The organism is Limnohabitans sp. INBF002, assembly GCF_027924905.1.
Taxonomy (GTDB): Bacteria; Pseudomonadota; Gammaproteobacteria; order Burkholderiales; family Burkholderiaceae_C; genus Limnohabitans.
Genome location: NZ_AP027055.1, coordinates 832,280 through 844,696 on the forward strand (window position 1 = coordinate 832,280; position 12,417 = coordinate 844,696).

General features: G+C 53.8%; 12 protein-coding genes. All 12 read left to right on the forward strand.

Annotation, left to right across the window (positions count from 1 at the left end):
• Positions 1–8 precede the first annotated feature (8 nt).
• The 12 genes from QMG15_RS04215 (at position 9) to QMG15_RS04270 (ending at position 12,352) form a co-directional block, all read left to right on the forward strand.
• Positions 9–1,190 (forward strand): CaiB/BaiF CoA-transferase family protein, encoded by a 1,182-nt coding sequence (locus tag QMG15_RS04215; protein WP_281789650.1) that lies wholly within the window; start codon positions 9–11, stop codon positions 1,188–1,190.
• A gap of 3 nt (positions 1,191–1,193) precedes the next feature.
• Positions 1,194–2,552 carry an MmgE/PrpD family protein gene (locus QMG15_RS04220; protein ID WP_281789651.1) on the forward strand — a complete coding sequence of 453 codons (1,359 nt, stop codon included), beginning with the start codon at positions 1,194–1,196 and terminating at the stop codon, positions 2,550–2,552.
• On the forward strand, positions 2,549–3,406 hold the full coding sequence (locus tag QMG15_RS04225) for a CoA ester lyase (RefSeq protein WP_281789652.1): 858 nt from the start codon (positions 2,549–2,551) through the stop codon (positions 3,404–3,406). Before QMG15_RS04220 ends, QMG15_RS04225 begins: the two co-directional genes overlap by 4 nt.
• On the forward strand, positions 3,403–4,311 hold the full coding sequence (locus QMG15_RS04230; RefSeq protein WP_108359067.1) for a branched-chain amino acid ABC transporter permease: 909 nt from the start codon (positions 3,403–3,405) through the stop codon (positions 4,309–4,311). The genes QMG15_RS04225 and QMG15_RS04230 overlap by 4 nt, the downstream gene beginning before the upstream one ends.
• Positions 4,312–4,367: 56 nt before the next feature.
• Positions 4,368–5,252 (forward strand): branched-chain amino acid ABC transporter permease, encoded by an 885-nt coding sequence (locus QMG15_RS04235; protein ID WP_281790077.1) that lies wholly within the window; start codon positions 4,368–4,370, stop codon positions 5,250–5,252.
• Positions 5,249–6,001, forward strand: a complete 753-nt coding sequence (locus tag QMG15_RS04240; protein WP_281789653.1) for an ATP-binding cassette domain-containing protein — start codon at positions 5,249–5,251, stop codon at positions 5,999–6,001. Before QMG15_RS04235 ends, QMG15_RS04240 begins: the two co-directional genes overlap by 4 nt.
• Positions 5,995–6,657 carry an ATP-binding cassette domain-containing protein gene (locus QMG15_RS04245; RefSeq protein WP_281789654.1) on the forward strand — a complete coding sequence of 221 codons (663 nt, stop codon included), beginning with the start codon at positions 5,995–5,997 and terminating at the stop codon, positions 6,655–6,657. The genes QMG15_RS04240 and QMG15_RS04245 overlap by 7 nt, the downstream gene beginning before the upstream one ends.
• 21 nt (positions 6,658–6,678) lie before the next feature.
• Positions 6,679–8,112, forward strand: coding sequence for an aldehyde dehydrogenase family protein (locus tag QMG15_RS04250; protein WP_281789655.1), 1,434 nt, complete (start codon positions 6,679–6,681; stop codon positions 8,110–8,112).
• A 14-nt stretch (positions 8,113–8,126) separates the two neighbouring features.
• The gene (locus tag QMG15_RS04255; protein ID WP_281789656.1) at positions 8,127–8,879 is read left to right on the forward strand and encodes an SDR family oxidoreductase; all 753 of its coding nucleotides are present in this window, start codon (positions 8,127–8,129) and stop codon (positions 8,877–8,879) included.
• A 43-nt stretch (positions 8,880–8,922) separates the two neighbouring features.
• Positions 8,923–10,218, forward strand: a complete 1,296-nt coding sequence (locus QMG15_RS04260) for an ABC transporter substrate-binding protein (RefSeq protein WP_281790078.1) — start codon at positions 8,923–8,925, stop codon at positions 10,216–10,218.
• Between the two features lie 24 nt (positions 10,219–10,242).
• Positions 10,243–11,370 carry a zinc-dependent alcohol dehydrogenase family protein gene (locus QMG15_RS04265; protein WP_108359061.1) on the forward strand — a complete coding sequence of 376 codons (1,128 nt, stop codon included), beginning with the start codon at positions 10,243–10,245 and terminating at the stop codon, positions 11,368–11,370.
• A gap of 82 nt (positions 11,371–11,452) precedes the next feature.
• Positions 11,453–12,352, forward strand: a complete 900-nt coding sequence (locus tag QMG15_RS04270; RefSeq protein ID WP_281789657.1) for a LysR family transcriptional regulator — start codon at positions 11,453–11,455, stop codon at positions 12,350–12,352.
• The last annotated feature ends 65 nt before the right edge of the window (positions 12,353–12,417 follow it).

A 12,417-nucleotide genomic window follows, 5' to 3' on the forward strand; every position in this document is an offset into this window, starting at 1 on the left:
GCCGCAACATGAAACGACCTCTCGATCACATCACCGTCGTGTCTTTAGAGCACGCCATTGCCGCACCGTTTTGCACACGACAGCTCGCTGATTTGGGGGCGCGTGTCATCAAAGTTGAAAGACCCGAAGTTGGCGATTTCGCCAGAGGGTATGACCAGCGCGTGAACGGCATGTCTTCGCACTTCACTTGGACCAACCGTTCCAAAGAAAGTTTGACGTTAGACATCAAGCACGGACAAGCGATGGACGCGCTTTTGAAGTTGCTTGAAACAGCGGACGTGTTTGTTCAGAACTTGGCACCTGGTGCCACCGCAAGGCTGGGCTTGTCTGCGGAAGATTTGAAAAAAATCAACCCACGTTTGATCGTGTGTGACATCTCAGGCTACGGCAATTACGGGCCGTACCGCGACAAAAAAGCGTACGACCTGTTGATTCAAAGCGAGGCGGGGTTTTTATCTGTCACCGGCACCCCAGACAGTCCCTCAAAAGCTGGGTGTTCCATCGCAGACATTGCGGCTGGCATGTACGCCTACACCAACATTCTTTCTGCCTTGTTGTTGCGCGAAAAAACAGGCCATGGCTCACACATTGATGTCTCCATGCTCGAAGCCCTGGGTGAGTGGATGAGCTTTCCTCTCTATTACGCTTTCAACGGTGCCGAGCCGCCTGCCAGATCCGGCGCATCGCACGCCACCATTTATCCGTATGGTCCATTCCCCGTGGGGGGCGGAGCAACCGTTATTTTGGGTCTTCAAAACGAGCGCGAGTGGCAAGTCTTTTGCGAGAAGGTGTTGCGCGATTCGTCGCTGGCAACCGATGCGCGTTTCAACAGCAACACAAAACGCCATGAAGGCAGAACCGCGCTGAAAGCCATCATTGATGCATGCTTTCAAACACTAAGCATCACGGAAGTCGAAGCCCGGTTGGATGACGCCAAGATTGCCAACGCGCGCATGAATGAGATGAAAGACGTTTGGGACCACCCCCAACTGGGTGCGCGCCATCGTTGGCAATACGTGGAGTCTCCCGTGGGGGACGTGCCTGCGCTCTTGCCGCCGGGCGTGAACAACGAGTACACCTACCGCATGGATGCCATCCCCGCAGTTGGGCAGCACACAGAAACGATCCTCAAAGAGCTGGGGCTCAGTGCCTCGGTCATTGCTGAGATGAAACAAGTCGGAGCGATCTAAGCCATGGACAAAACTTTCCCAAGCCAGCAGCTCGCAACGTTTGCCGCGCAGCTGCAAGCCCGTGATATTCCGCCTCATGTTTTGCGCAAAACAGAAGACCTGTTGGTGGATTGGTTTGGCTCTGCGGTTGCTGGAAAAGGCGCGCGTGCTGTTGAAACCATTGGCACATTCATTGAAAAAATGGGGCCTGGTACTGGTCCTTCAGAAATTCTTTACAACCGCAAACGCAGCACGCCTTACTTTGCCGCCATGGCCAACGCGGCGGCATCGCATGTGGTGGAGCAAGACGACGTTCACAACGGATCCGTTTTCCATCCGGCAACCGTCGTCTTTTCACCCGCTGTGGCCGTGGCCCAAGCCATGGGTGCTTCTGGGCAAGACTTGCTCGTGGCATCCATCGTGGGTTACGAAGTGGGCATCCGAGTGGGCGAGTTTTTGGGCCGCTCACACTACAGAATTTTTCACACCACAGGAACCGCTGGCAGCATTGCGGCGGCAGCGGCTGTGGGTCGTCTGCTCAATTTGACGCCTAGTCAAATGCTGCATGCGTTTGGATCGGCTGGCACGCAAGCCGCTGGTTTGTGGGAATTTTTGCGAGATGCCGCCGATTCAAAACAACTGCACACAGCGCATGCGGCTGGCACGGGCTTGATGTCGGCCTATTTGGCCAAAGATGGCTTCACGGGCGCGCAGCAAATTCTCGAAGGCAAGCAAGGCATGGCTGCGGGCATGTCCACCGATGCGGACGTGACCAAGCTCACAGACCGACTCGGCAGCCGATGGGCCACCGTTGAAACATCGTTCAAGTTTCATGCCTCTTGCCGCCACACACACCCTGCGGCAGATGCGTTGCTGCAAGTGATGCGCGACCACCATCTGACCATCAGCGATTTGAAGAAAGTCACGACGCACGTCCACCAAGGTGCGATCGATGTGCTTGGCCCTGTCGTTGATCCTGCCACCGTGCATCAATCTAAGTTTTCAATGGGCACCGTGTTGTCTCTTGCCGCAAAACATGGTTTTGCCGGATTGAGTGAGTTTGACCAAGACTTCAAAAAGCCAGAAATCACCGATCTCAGAGATCGGGTCGTCATGGTTTTGGATGACGAGGTCGATGCCGCATACCCCAACCGTTGGATTGGCAAAGTGACGGTCGAAACAAATGCCGGACACGTCTTTGCAGGCCGCGTCGATGAACCCAAAGGCGATCCTGGCAATACGCTGTCGCGCGATGAGATTGAAGAAAAAGCCATGCGCATTGGCGTGTACTCACACGGCGCCACCCGCGATGAACTCAAGCAGGCCATAGATGCGCTCTGGCACATCGAGTCGGCCCAACACGTGGGGGCGCTTCTGCCATGACCGCCTTCAAACGACTGAAGGACGCATTGAGCAGTGCGCAAGCCTTCCTCTTTGTTCCGGGCAATCGCCCCGAGCGATTTTCCAAAGCACTGGCAACCCATGCGCACGCGGTCATCATTGACCTGGAAGATGCGGTGCCTCTGGCGCAAAAGCAGGAGGCGCGCCTCATGTTGTTGGAGATGCTCCCTGACTTGCTCAAAGAGTTTTCGAGTCGCATCGTGTTGCGCATCAACGCCTATGGCACGCCCTTTTTCCATGAAGACCTTGAGCTGGTGAAAAAGCTAGGGATCAACGCGGTGCTTCTGCCCAAGGCTGAATCCAAGGCGCAACTGGCTGAGATCGAGAGCAAATTGCAGCGACCCGTTTGGATCATTCCGATGATCGAAAGCGCGCAAGGCATTGACCAAATGAAAGACATTGCCTCGCACCCCTCGGTGGTTCGGTTGACATTGGGGAACATCGATTTGCAGGCCAACTTAGGCATGGCGTGCGGCGCTGACGAGCTGGAGCTTCTTCCTTTGCGCTACCAGATGACGGTGATGAGTCGACTGTTTGAACTTGCTGCGCCCATTGATGGTGTCACCGTCAACCTGACATCTGATCAGATCATCCAAGGTGACATTGCCCGGGGCAAGCGACTGGGCTTCACTGCCAAACTTTGCATCCATCCCGCACAAGTGGACCCAGTCATTGCAGGCTTTCGTCCCTCAGACGCTGACATAGAAAAAGCCAAAGCGATTGTGCTGGCCGATGCCAATGCCGCTGGCGGCGCCGTGCAACTGGACGGAAAAATGGTGGATCGTCCAGTGGTCCTCATGGCCAAACTCGTACTTCAACAAGCAGGTATTCAATGAATTTAGACACACTATTACTGGGCGTGGCAGACGGCATTTCTTATGCCGGTTTGCTTTTCTTGGTGTCCCTTGGGTTGACGCTGATTTTTGGTGTTTTGGGCGTTCTGAACATCGCACATGGCAGCTTGTATGCGTTTGGCGGCTATTCCGCTGCAAGCATCACCAGCTTTGTGATGCGACATGACTTCGCCTCGACGCCTGTTTTGTTCTTGTCGTTGCTCACTGCTGCCATTGTGGTGGGCGTTGTGGTTGGCTTGATCTTGGAAGTGGCGCTTCTGCGGTATTTCCAAAAGAAAGACCCCGTCATTCAGTTGTTGGTGACATTCGCCGCTTTTGTGATTTTTGAAGATGTGCAAAAACTCATTTGGGGCACATCGCCGTATTCAGCGGGCGAGCTGGTGACGCGGCTGGGGACGGTTGAATTTTTTGACGTGACTTATACGGTTTATCAGGTGCTGGTCATTCCTGGCATTGCATTGGTCAGCTATTTCGGTCTGAACTTTTTCCTCAAGAAAACCTCTTTAGGAAAACAAACGGTGGCGATCACGCATCACCGTGAAGTGGCCACCGCTATGGGTGTCAACGTTAAAAAAATCGCCACCTTGGTGTTCGTCTTGGGCGCGATTTTTGGCGCACTGGGTGGTGCATTGGCTGTGCCGGTTTCGTCGTTGTCGCCAGGGATTGGCGCCGAAATGATTGTTGTGTCCTTCACGGTGGTGGCCACCGCAGGTCTGGGGCAAATCACGGGTGCTTTGATCACGTCACTCATGATCGGTATGGCCCGATCCATCGCGGTGTACATCGCGCCTGAGTTTGAAGTGGCCATGCCTTACATCATCATGCTGGTCGTTTTACTGGTGCGTCCAAACGGGCTTTTCACCGTCGCCCAATCTCGGAGAATCTGATGAAGTTCGGTTTAATTTCCTTCGTTCTCGCATGCGTTGTGCTTACTTTGGGGCTCATGTTCCCTTGGTCTAAAACAATCGTCATCTTGGGGCTTTGTTACGGGCTTGCGTCCTTAGGCGTGGCCTTGCCAGCAAGGTCTGGCCAGGTTTCTTTTGGTCACGCCATGTTTGCGTGTGTTGCGGCTTACGCTGTTGCATTTGTTGCCAAAGCGTTCCCTGCCGCTGATGGGCTGGTGTTGATCTTGGCGGGCACGGTCATCTCCACGCTGTTTGCCGCAGTGACAGGCTTGTTCATCGTGCGCTATCGCGGCATCTTTTTTGGCATGTTGAACCTCGCGGTCAGCATGGTGATCGTGGCCTTGTTGGGCAAGTTGTATTCACTCACCGGCGGGACCGACGGAATCCGTGTGGACCGCCCAGCCTTCTTGGGCTTTGTGACAGAGCGCAACGAGTTTGAAACCATTCTGCTGGTGTTCACCTTGGTCATGTCGCTGCTTGCTGGATGGTTCTACCAACGGTTCATCAAATCTGGATCGGGTGAGGCATTGTTAGGCCTCAAGAGCAACGAGACGCGACTCGAATATTTGGGGCTCTCCGCCCACCGCGTGCTGTGGGTGGGCTACGTGATTTCTGGTTTGTTTGTCAGCTTGTCAGGTGCCATCTTTGCGTTGGCGCAAGGTTTGGTGACGCCTGACATCGGTTCGTGGACCCGCTCAGGAGAGCTGGTGTTCATCACGATTTTGGGGGGCGTGAGCCATTCACTCGGCGCGTTCGTGGGAGCTGCCATTTTTGAAGCCGTCAAGCTCACCGCGTCGGCCTACATGGCGGGTGTGTGGCAACTGCTGTTGGGGTTCACGCTGTTGGTCGTGATTGTGGTTGCACCCGATGGAATCATTGGTGCGCTTGAGAAGCGAAAAGAAAAAAAGGGAGCGCAAATATGAGTCGTCCAATCTTGCTGGCAAAGGATGTCAATCTGGCGTTCGGTGGCGTCATCGCGGCTGACCACATCAATTTTGAACTCAACGAAGGTGAACGTTTGGCGGTGATTGGCCAAAACGGCGCAGGAAAAACCACGTTCATCAACATTTGCACGGGCTACCTCAAGCCGACCTCTGGACAGATACTTTTCAACGGCACCGACATCACGGGCAAAACGCCAAGAAGCATTGTTCGTTTGGGGCTCGGACGCTCGTTTCAGCTCCCCCAATTGTTTGTTGAACACACGGTGCAAGAGTGCTTGGAAATTGCTGCGGCTGCTAGAAATGGCAACCTCTCGCTTTTGAAATCCTTGTCGGCATCTGTGGATCGCCATGAAATCATTGAAACGATGGAGTTGGTGGGGCTTCGTGACAAGGCGAACGAAATTTCAGGCGCCTTGCCCGAAGGCCATAAAAAGCTGTTGGATGTGGCCATGGCACTCATGCTGCGCCCCAAGCTCATCATCATGGATGAGCCCACCAGCGGTGTCTCGTCCGAAGACAAGCACGATTTGATGGCCTTGGTGATGCAAGCCCTAGAAGAACGCAAAGTCACCAGTTGGTTTGTTGAGCACGATGTGGACATCGTCTCGAAATATGCAACGCGCGTGGCCGCTTGGATTTCAGGAAAGATTGCAGCCGATGGCTCTCCCGATGAGGTACTGAAAAATCTCCAAGTTCGAAAAGAAGTTTTAGGAGATTTGACATGCTAAAAATTGAAAACTTGTGCGTGTCGCTTGCGGGGTCTCCCATCCTGCGGTCTTTGTCCTTAGACATTCACGCGGGGACGACCATTGCGATCGTGGGTCGCAATGGCGCGGGTAAGACCACCTTGTTGCGCAGCATCATGGGCCTCATCCCAGCCACCTCGGGCGAAATGCATTTGGATGAACACAACCTGATGCGTTCTGCGGCGCATTTGCGAACCAGCCTCGGCATTGGTTACGCACCCGAAGACCGCGTGATCTTTCCAACACTTTCTGTTCAAGAAAACTTGGAGCTTCCTTGCGAAATTCTTCAGTTATCAAGCCAAGAGGTGGAAGAACGACTCGCGCATGTGTTGGATGTTGTGCCGCAGTTGAAACCCATGCTCTCGCGCTCGGGTGCTGCCTTGTCTGGCGGCCAAGGCAAGATGGTGGCGCTGGGGCGTGCCTTGATGGTGGGCAGCGCCATCGTGTTGTTGGATGAGCCGTTTCAAGGTTTGGCACCTGCGCTGGCTCTTCAATATTCAGAAGCATTGGGACGACTTCGCACAAGCCGTCCAGATCTATCCGTGGTCATCACCGAATCCAACTCGGCGTTGTTGACCGATATTCCCAACCAAATTTTGACGATTGAGCGCGGCTCATTTGTTGAAGCCATTCACTAAAGAAAGTTTGAGGCAAACCCCATGACAAAAATGTTTATCAATGGACAGTCTGTCAATGCACTGTCCGGCAAGGTGTTAGATGTTCTTTCACCCGTCGATGGTCAAAAATTCGAAGAAATTCCCAGAGGCGAAAAGGCCGATGTGGATCTGGCGGTGAATGCCGCAAACAAGGCGTTGGACTCTGCCTGGGGAAAAATGACAGCGCTTGAGCGCGGTCGCTTGCTCATGAAGTTGGGCGAGAAAGTCCTTGAGCATCACGCCGAGCTCGCCGCGCTGGAAGCCCGTGATACGGGCAAGCCGATGACGACGGCTAAAACCGACATCACGGTTTTGGCGCGTTACTTTGAGTTTTATGGTTCAGGCGCGGACAAGATTCACGGTTTGGTGTTGCCATTCTTGGATGGTTACACGGTCAACGTGTTGCGTGAGCCACTGGGCGTCACAGCACACATCATTCCTTGGAACTACCCAGCACAAATGTTGGGCCGAAGCATCGCGCCTGCATTGGCCATGGGCAATGCGGTGGTTGTGAAGCCCGCTGAAGATGCGTGCTTGACCCCCATTCGTGTGGCGGAACTGGCCAGAGATGTTGGCTTCCCAGACGGTGCCATCAACATCGTGACCGGTTTGGGCGAAGAGGCGGGCGCTGCACTGTCTGAGCACCCTGGCATTAACTTCATTTCATTCACGGGTTCGAACGAAGTTGGGGTGCTGATTCAAAAGGCTGCCGCCAAGAACGTCATCAAATGCGTGCTCGAACTGGGTGGTAAATCACCGCATGTGGTGTTTGGCGATGCAGACCTTGATCGTGCCGTGCCAATCATCACGCGCGGAATCATTGCCAACACCGGCCAAACCTGCACGGCGGGCAGCCGCTTGATCGTGCAAAAAAGCATTTACCCAGAAATCATGGACAGGCTGGCCAAGCAATTTGCCCAAATCAAAGTCGGCACGCCTGACATGGATTTGGACTGCGGCCCTGTGGTGAATATCGCGCAGCGTGATCGCGTGGCGTACTTTTTGAAAGAGGCCGAGAAGTCTGGGATTGAGATGGTGGCTCAGGGTGTGCTTTCACCAGGTCTGCCAAAAGAAGGCTACTACGTCACACCCACGTTGCTAGGCAATGTGCCAGCCAACCATCGTTGTGCACAAGAAGAAATCTTTGGCCCCGTTTTGGCGGCCATGTCGTTCGACACAGAGGCTGAAGGCATTGCGTTGGCCAATGGCACGGACTTTGGCTTGATGGCCGCTGTTTGGACCGAAAACGGTGGTCGTCAGCAACGTGTGTCAAAGGCAATCAAAGCAGGTCAGGTGTACATCAATGCGTTTGGCGCAGGCGGTGGTGTGGAGCTGCCTTTTGGCGGTGTCAAGCGCAGCGGCCACGGTCGTGAAAAAGGATTCTTGGCACTTGAAGAAGTCAGCACAACCAAAACAGTCATCAACTATCACGGATAAAACAGGGGACAAACATGGGTAAATTAAAAAACAAAGTGGCCATCGTGACAGGGGCCGGCGGCGGCTTCGGTGAAGGCATTGCTGAGCTTTACGTGAAAGAGGGCGCCAAAGTCATCGTGGCGGACATTCGCGGTGATGCCGCGAAGGCCGTGGCTGACAAATTGGGAGCCTCTGCGAGTGCCTTCACCTGCGACGTTTCCAACGCAGACAGTGTGAAAGCGCTGGTGGCGTACACGGTGCAAACATTTGGTATTCCCGACATCGTGGTGAACAACGCCGGCGTGACGCATTTGAACAAGCCGATGCTTGAAGTCACGGAAGCTGAGTTTGACCGTGTGTACGACATCAACGTGAAATCAATTTTCCATATGGCGCATGCCGCTGTGCCGCAAATGCGCAAGAACGGTGGCGGCGTCATTTTGAACGTCGGTTCGGTGGCGGGTATCCGTCCGCGTCCAGGCCTGACTTGGTACAACGGCTCTAAGGCCGCGGTGAACATCATTTCAAAGTCGATGGCTGTTGAACTGGGCCCAGAAAAAATTCGTGTCAATGCGATCTGCCCCGTCATGGGTGAGACCGGCATGTTCACGCAATTCATGGGTATGCCAGACACGCCAGAAAACAGAGCCAAATTTTTGGGCTCTATTCCATTGGGTCGTTTCTCGTTGCCAAGCGATGTGGCGGCGGCAGCGCTCTTCTTGGCAAGTCCAGAAGCAGAGTTTTTTACAGGCGTTGAGTTGCCTGTGGATGGTGGTCGGACTGTGTAATTTGGGTTAGTGGTTCATTCATAAAAGGAGATAAATCATGAAGATGAAAATTGCGAAAAAAGCAACGGTGCTGTTGAGTGCCTTGATGTTGTCTGGATTGACTTTTGCGCAGCAAAAGCCAGCCGAGATCAAAGTGGGCATTACGACGTTCTTGTCGGGCCCTGCCTCTGTGTTTGGTGTGCCCGCAAAGGCGGCTGCTGAGCTCATGATCGATGACATCAATGCCAAGGGTGGCATTGCCGGCGTGAAGATTTCACCAGTCTTTATTGATGAAGGTTTGGGTGGCGACAAGCTCTTGTCCGAATACCGCCGCGTGGTGCAAGACCAAGGTGTGCGCACCATGTTCTCGGCCATCTCCAGTGGCAACTGCAACATCGTTGCACCCGTTGCGGAAGACTTGAAAGTTCTGAACGTGATGTGGGACTGCGGCACTGAGAAGCTTCTGGAAGAAAAGAAGTTCCGCTACGTCGTGCGTACGCAAGCGAATGCCACCACAGAAATGGTGGCCACGGTTGTTTACTTGCTCAAGACCAACCCTAACTTCAAGACCATCGCCGTGGTCAACCAAGACTACGCTTGGGGTCGTGACTCTTGGGAAATTTTCCGCAACACGTTGATGGCACTGAAGCCTGATGTCAAGGTTGTGGGCGAGTTCTTCCCGAAATTCGGTGCGGCTGATTTCTCGACGGAAGTCTCACGTTTGTCGGCGCTCAAGCCCGATGTCATCTTGTCTACCTCTTGGGGCGGTGACCTTGACACCTTCGTTCGTCAATCGGCACAGCGTGGCTTGTTCAAGCAATCGAAGTTTGTGTTGCCTTTGGCCGAGAGTTCGTTGGAGCGTTTGGGTACCACGTTGCCTGATGGCGTGATCGTGGGCGCACGTGGTGACCACTACTTCTTGCATCCAGAAACCAAAGACGATGCAAGCCATAAGCAATTTGTGCAGAAGTTCAAAGCCAAAACTGACACATACCCCATCTACTCCGTGTATCACATGGTTCAAGCCATCACAGGCTTGAAGGCAGGCTACGAGCAAGCCATGAAAACCAACGGCGGAAAATGGCCCAGCACAGAAGAAGTGGCCGATGCCATGCACACCATTGAGTTCAAAGGCTACGGTCGTCCTGTCAAGATGCGTGCGGATGGTCAAGGCTTGGAAGATCAACTGTTGGGCGTGACCAAGAAGACCGCCAAATATCCCTTCCCAGTGATGGATCAGATGATGATCATTCCTGCGGATACCGCCACGACACCTGTGGGTCAGAAGTCACCTGAGTGGGTCAAGACAATCAAGACTGATTTGTTGGACCAAAAACTCAAGACTTACTCGGCGAACTAAGCCAAAGCACGAAAGGTAATTGTTATGAAAATCAGAGCGGCAGTTCTTAACAGCGTGGGTGCGAGTTCTCCTTTTGTGGAGTCAAAGCCTTTGTCCATTGAAGAGTTGGATCTTCGCGATCCAGGTCCCGGCGAAGTGCTGATCAAGCTCAAAGCTGCGGGGCTCTGTCACTCTGATTTGTCTGTGATTACCGGTGTGAGGCCTAGGCCCACGCCCATGGCTTTGGGCCACGAAGCCTCCGGTGAGGTGGTGGGATTGGGTGCGGGCGTTCTCGACTTGAAAGTTGGTGATCTTGTTGCGCTCGTCTTTGTGCCGAGTTGTGGCCACTGCATGATGTGCATGGAAGGCCGTCCTGCTTTGTGTGAGCCAGGTGCCAAAGCCAACACCGAAGGCACGCTGCTCAGTGGCGCGCGTAGGCTGTATGGGTTTGGTGGCAAGCCCATTCATCACCATGTGGGCGTTTCTGCATTTGCTGACCATGCGGTTGTTTCACGCAGATCATGCGTGAAGATTGAAGCCGACATTGATCCGGTTGAGGCTGCATTGTTTGGCTGCGCTGTGTTGACGGGTATGGGCGCTGTGGTGAACACGGCTGGTGTGAAGGCTGGCAACTCGACGGCTGTTGTTGGCTTAGGCGGCGTTGGTTTTTGTGCCGTTTTAGGCGCGTTGGCTTCTGGTGCGCGCCATGTGATTGCTGTGGATCTGCATGAAAGCAAATTGAACCAAGCGTTGAGCCTGGGCGCCACCGCTGCATTCAATGCCAAAGATCCTGATTTGTTGAAAAAAATCCAAGAGCTCACCAAAGGCGGCGTTGATTTCGCCTTTGAGTTTGCAGGCTCTGTGCATGCCATGGAGTCCGCTTACCGGATGACACGACGTGGTGGAACCACTGTCACGGCAAGCCTGCCGCCTCCGGGCGATACCTGGGGTTTGCAGCATGTAAACTTGGTCGCAGAAGAGCGAACCGTCAAAGGTAGCTATGTGGGTTCTTGCATCCCCGAGCGAGACATTCCTCGCTATGTAGACCTCTACTTGGCAGGAAAACTTCCCATCGATAAGTTAATGGGTGAGCGACTGACCCTTGAGCAGATCAACTATGGTTTTGATCGATTGAGTACGGGTGAGGCGATGAGAGATTTGATTGTCTTTTGATGCTGCATTGCACTTGATCGTGGGCCTGGCTTGCGTGTCTGTATTGGGTTGAGCCGACGCCTGATACAGGTACATAAAAGTCATGCTTCCAGATAATGATTCATTAGCGTTGTTTGTGAAAGCTGCCGAGTGTGGCAGCCTCACCAAAGCAGCCGAGGTCTCGCACATGAGTCTTGGCGCTGCGAGCCGCCGCATCGCGTTGCTTGAGCACAAATTCAAAACCATTCTTTTTGAGCGCACCTCCAAAGGCATTCACCTCACACCCGCAGGGGCTGCGCTGGTGCACTATGCCAAAGACCTGTTGGTCGACCTCAACAAAATGCAATCGGAAATGAGCGCATTCGAGGCGGGCAACAAAGGCGTGCTGCGCGTTTTGGCATCGACATCGTCCATGGCGCAATGCTTGCCAGAAGACTTGGCGCTTTTTTCAAAAGCCCACCCGGATTACAAGCTGATTGTTCACGAGGCGTGGAGCAACGAGATCACGCAGTCCATTCTTGCGGCCGAAGCCGATGTGGGCATCATCATGAAAGGTGCGTTCACGGCGGGCTTGGAGGTGTTTGACTATCGGACCGATCACCTAGCCGCACTGTTTCGCAGCGACCATCCTTTGGCTCACAAAGACAACTTCAGTTTCAGTGATGTGCTTGACTACGACCTCATCGGGCTGGAGGGCAGCGCCAACTTGATGAAGCTCTTGACGATGGAGGCGACCAATCTAGGCAAGACGATGAAGCTGCGCGTTGAAGTGCGAAGCTTTGAAGCTGTTTTAAAAATGGTTCAGTCTGGGCTAGGCGTTGGCTTGCTGCCCAAAGATGTGGGTTTGTCCAAGGCCGCGAGTGGTGATGTGGTGTGCCGCCCCTTGCCCGAACCTTGGGCTGTGCGACAAATGCTGATTTGTACGCGTCAGGGGCAATCTAAAAATCTTGCCCTGACGAATTTCTTGTCAACTTTATTGGGCAGTATTCCCAAAGCAGCTTGAGGTGTTTCCCTACTGTCCCCTGGTTGACAAAAACAGCCTCTTTCAGAGGGCGTGTGCGGGTTTTT

Coding starts and splice junctions, on each gene's coding strand:
- QMG15_RS04265 (WP_108359061.1), top strand. CDS start 10,243: ATGAAAATCAGAGCGGCAGTTCTTAACAGCGTGGGTGCGAGTTCTCCT.
- QMG15_RS04240 (WP_281789653.1), top strand. CDS start 5,249: ATGAGTCGTCCAATCTTGCTGGCAAAGGATGTCAATCTGGCGTTCGGT.
- QMG15_RS04220 (WP_281789651.1), top strand. CDS start 1,194: ATGGACAAAACTTTCCCAAGCCAGCAGCTCGCAACGTTTGCCGCGCAG.
- QMG15_RS04260 (WP_281790078.1), top strand. CDS start 8,923: ATGAAAATTGCGAAAAAAGCAACGGTGCTGTTGAGTGCCTTGATGTTG.
- QMG15_RS04250 (WP_281789655.1), top strand. CDS start 6,679: ATGACAAAAATGTTTATCAATGGACAGTCTGTCAATGCACTGTCCGGC.
- QMG15_RS04270 (WP_281789657.1), top strand. CDS start 11,453: ATGCTTCCAGATAATGATTCATTAGCGTTGTTTGTGAAAGCTGCCGAG.
- QMG15_RS04215 (WP_281789650.1), top strand. CDS start 9: ATGAAACGACCTCTCGATCACATCACCGTCGTGTCTTTAGAGCACGCC.
- QMG15_RS04230 (WP_108359067.1), top strand. CDS start 3,403: ATGAATTTAGACACACTATTACTGGGCGTGGCAGACGGCATTTCTTAT.
- QMG15_RS04245 (WP_281789654.1), top strand. CDS start 5,995: ATGCTAAAAATTGAAAACTTGTGCGTGTCGCTTGCGGGGTCTCCCATC.
- QMG15_RS04255 (WP_281789656.1), top strand. CDS start 8,127: ATGGGTAAATTAAAAAACAAAGTGGCCATCGTGACAGGGGCCGGCGGC.
- QMG15_RS04235 (WP_281790077.1), top strand. CDS start 4,368: ATGTTCCCTTGGTCTAAAACAATCGTCATCTTGGGGCTTTGTTACGGG.
- QMG15_RS04225 (WP_281789652.1), top strand. CDS start 2,549: ATGACCGCCTTCAAACGACTGAAGGACGCATTGAGCAGTGCGCAAGCC.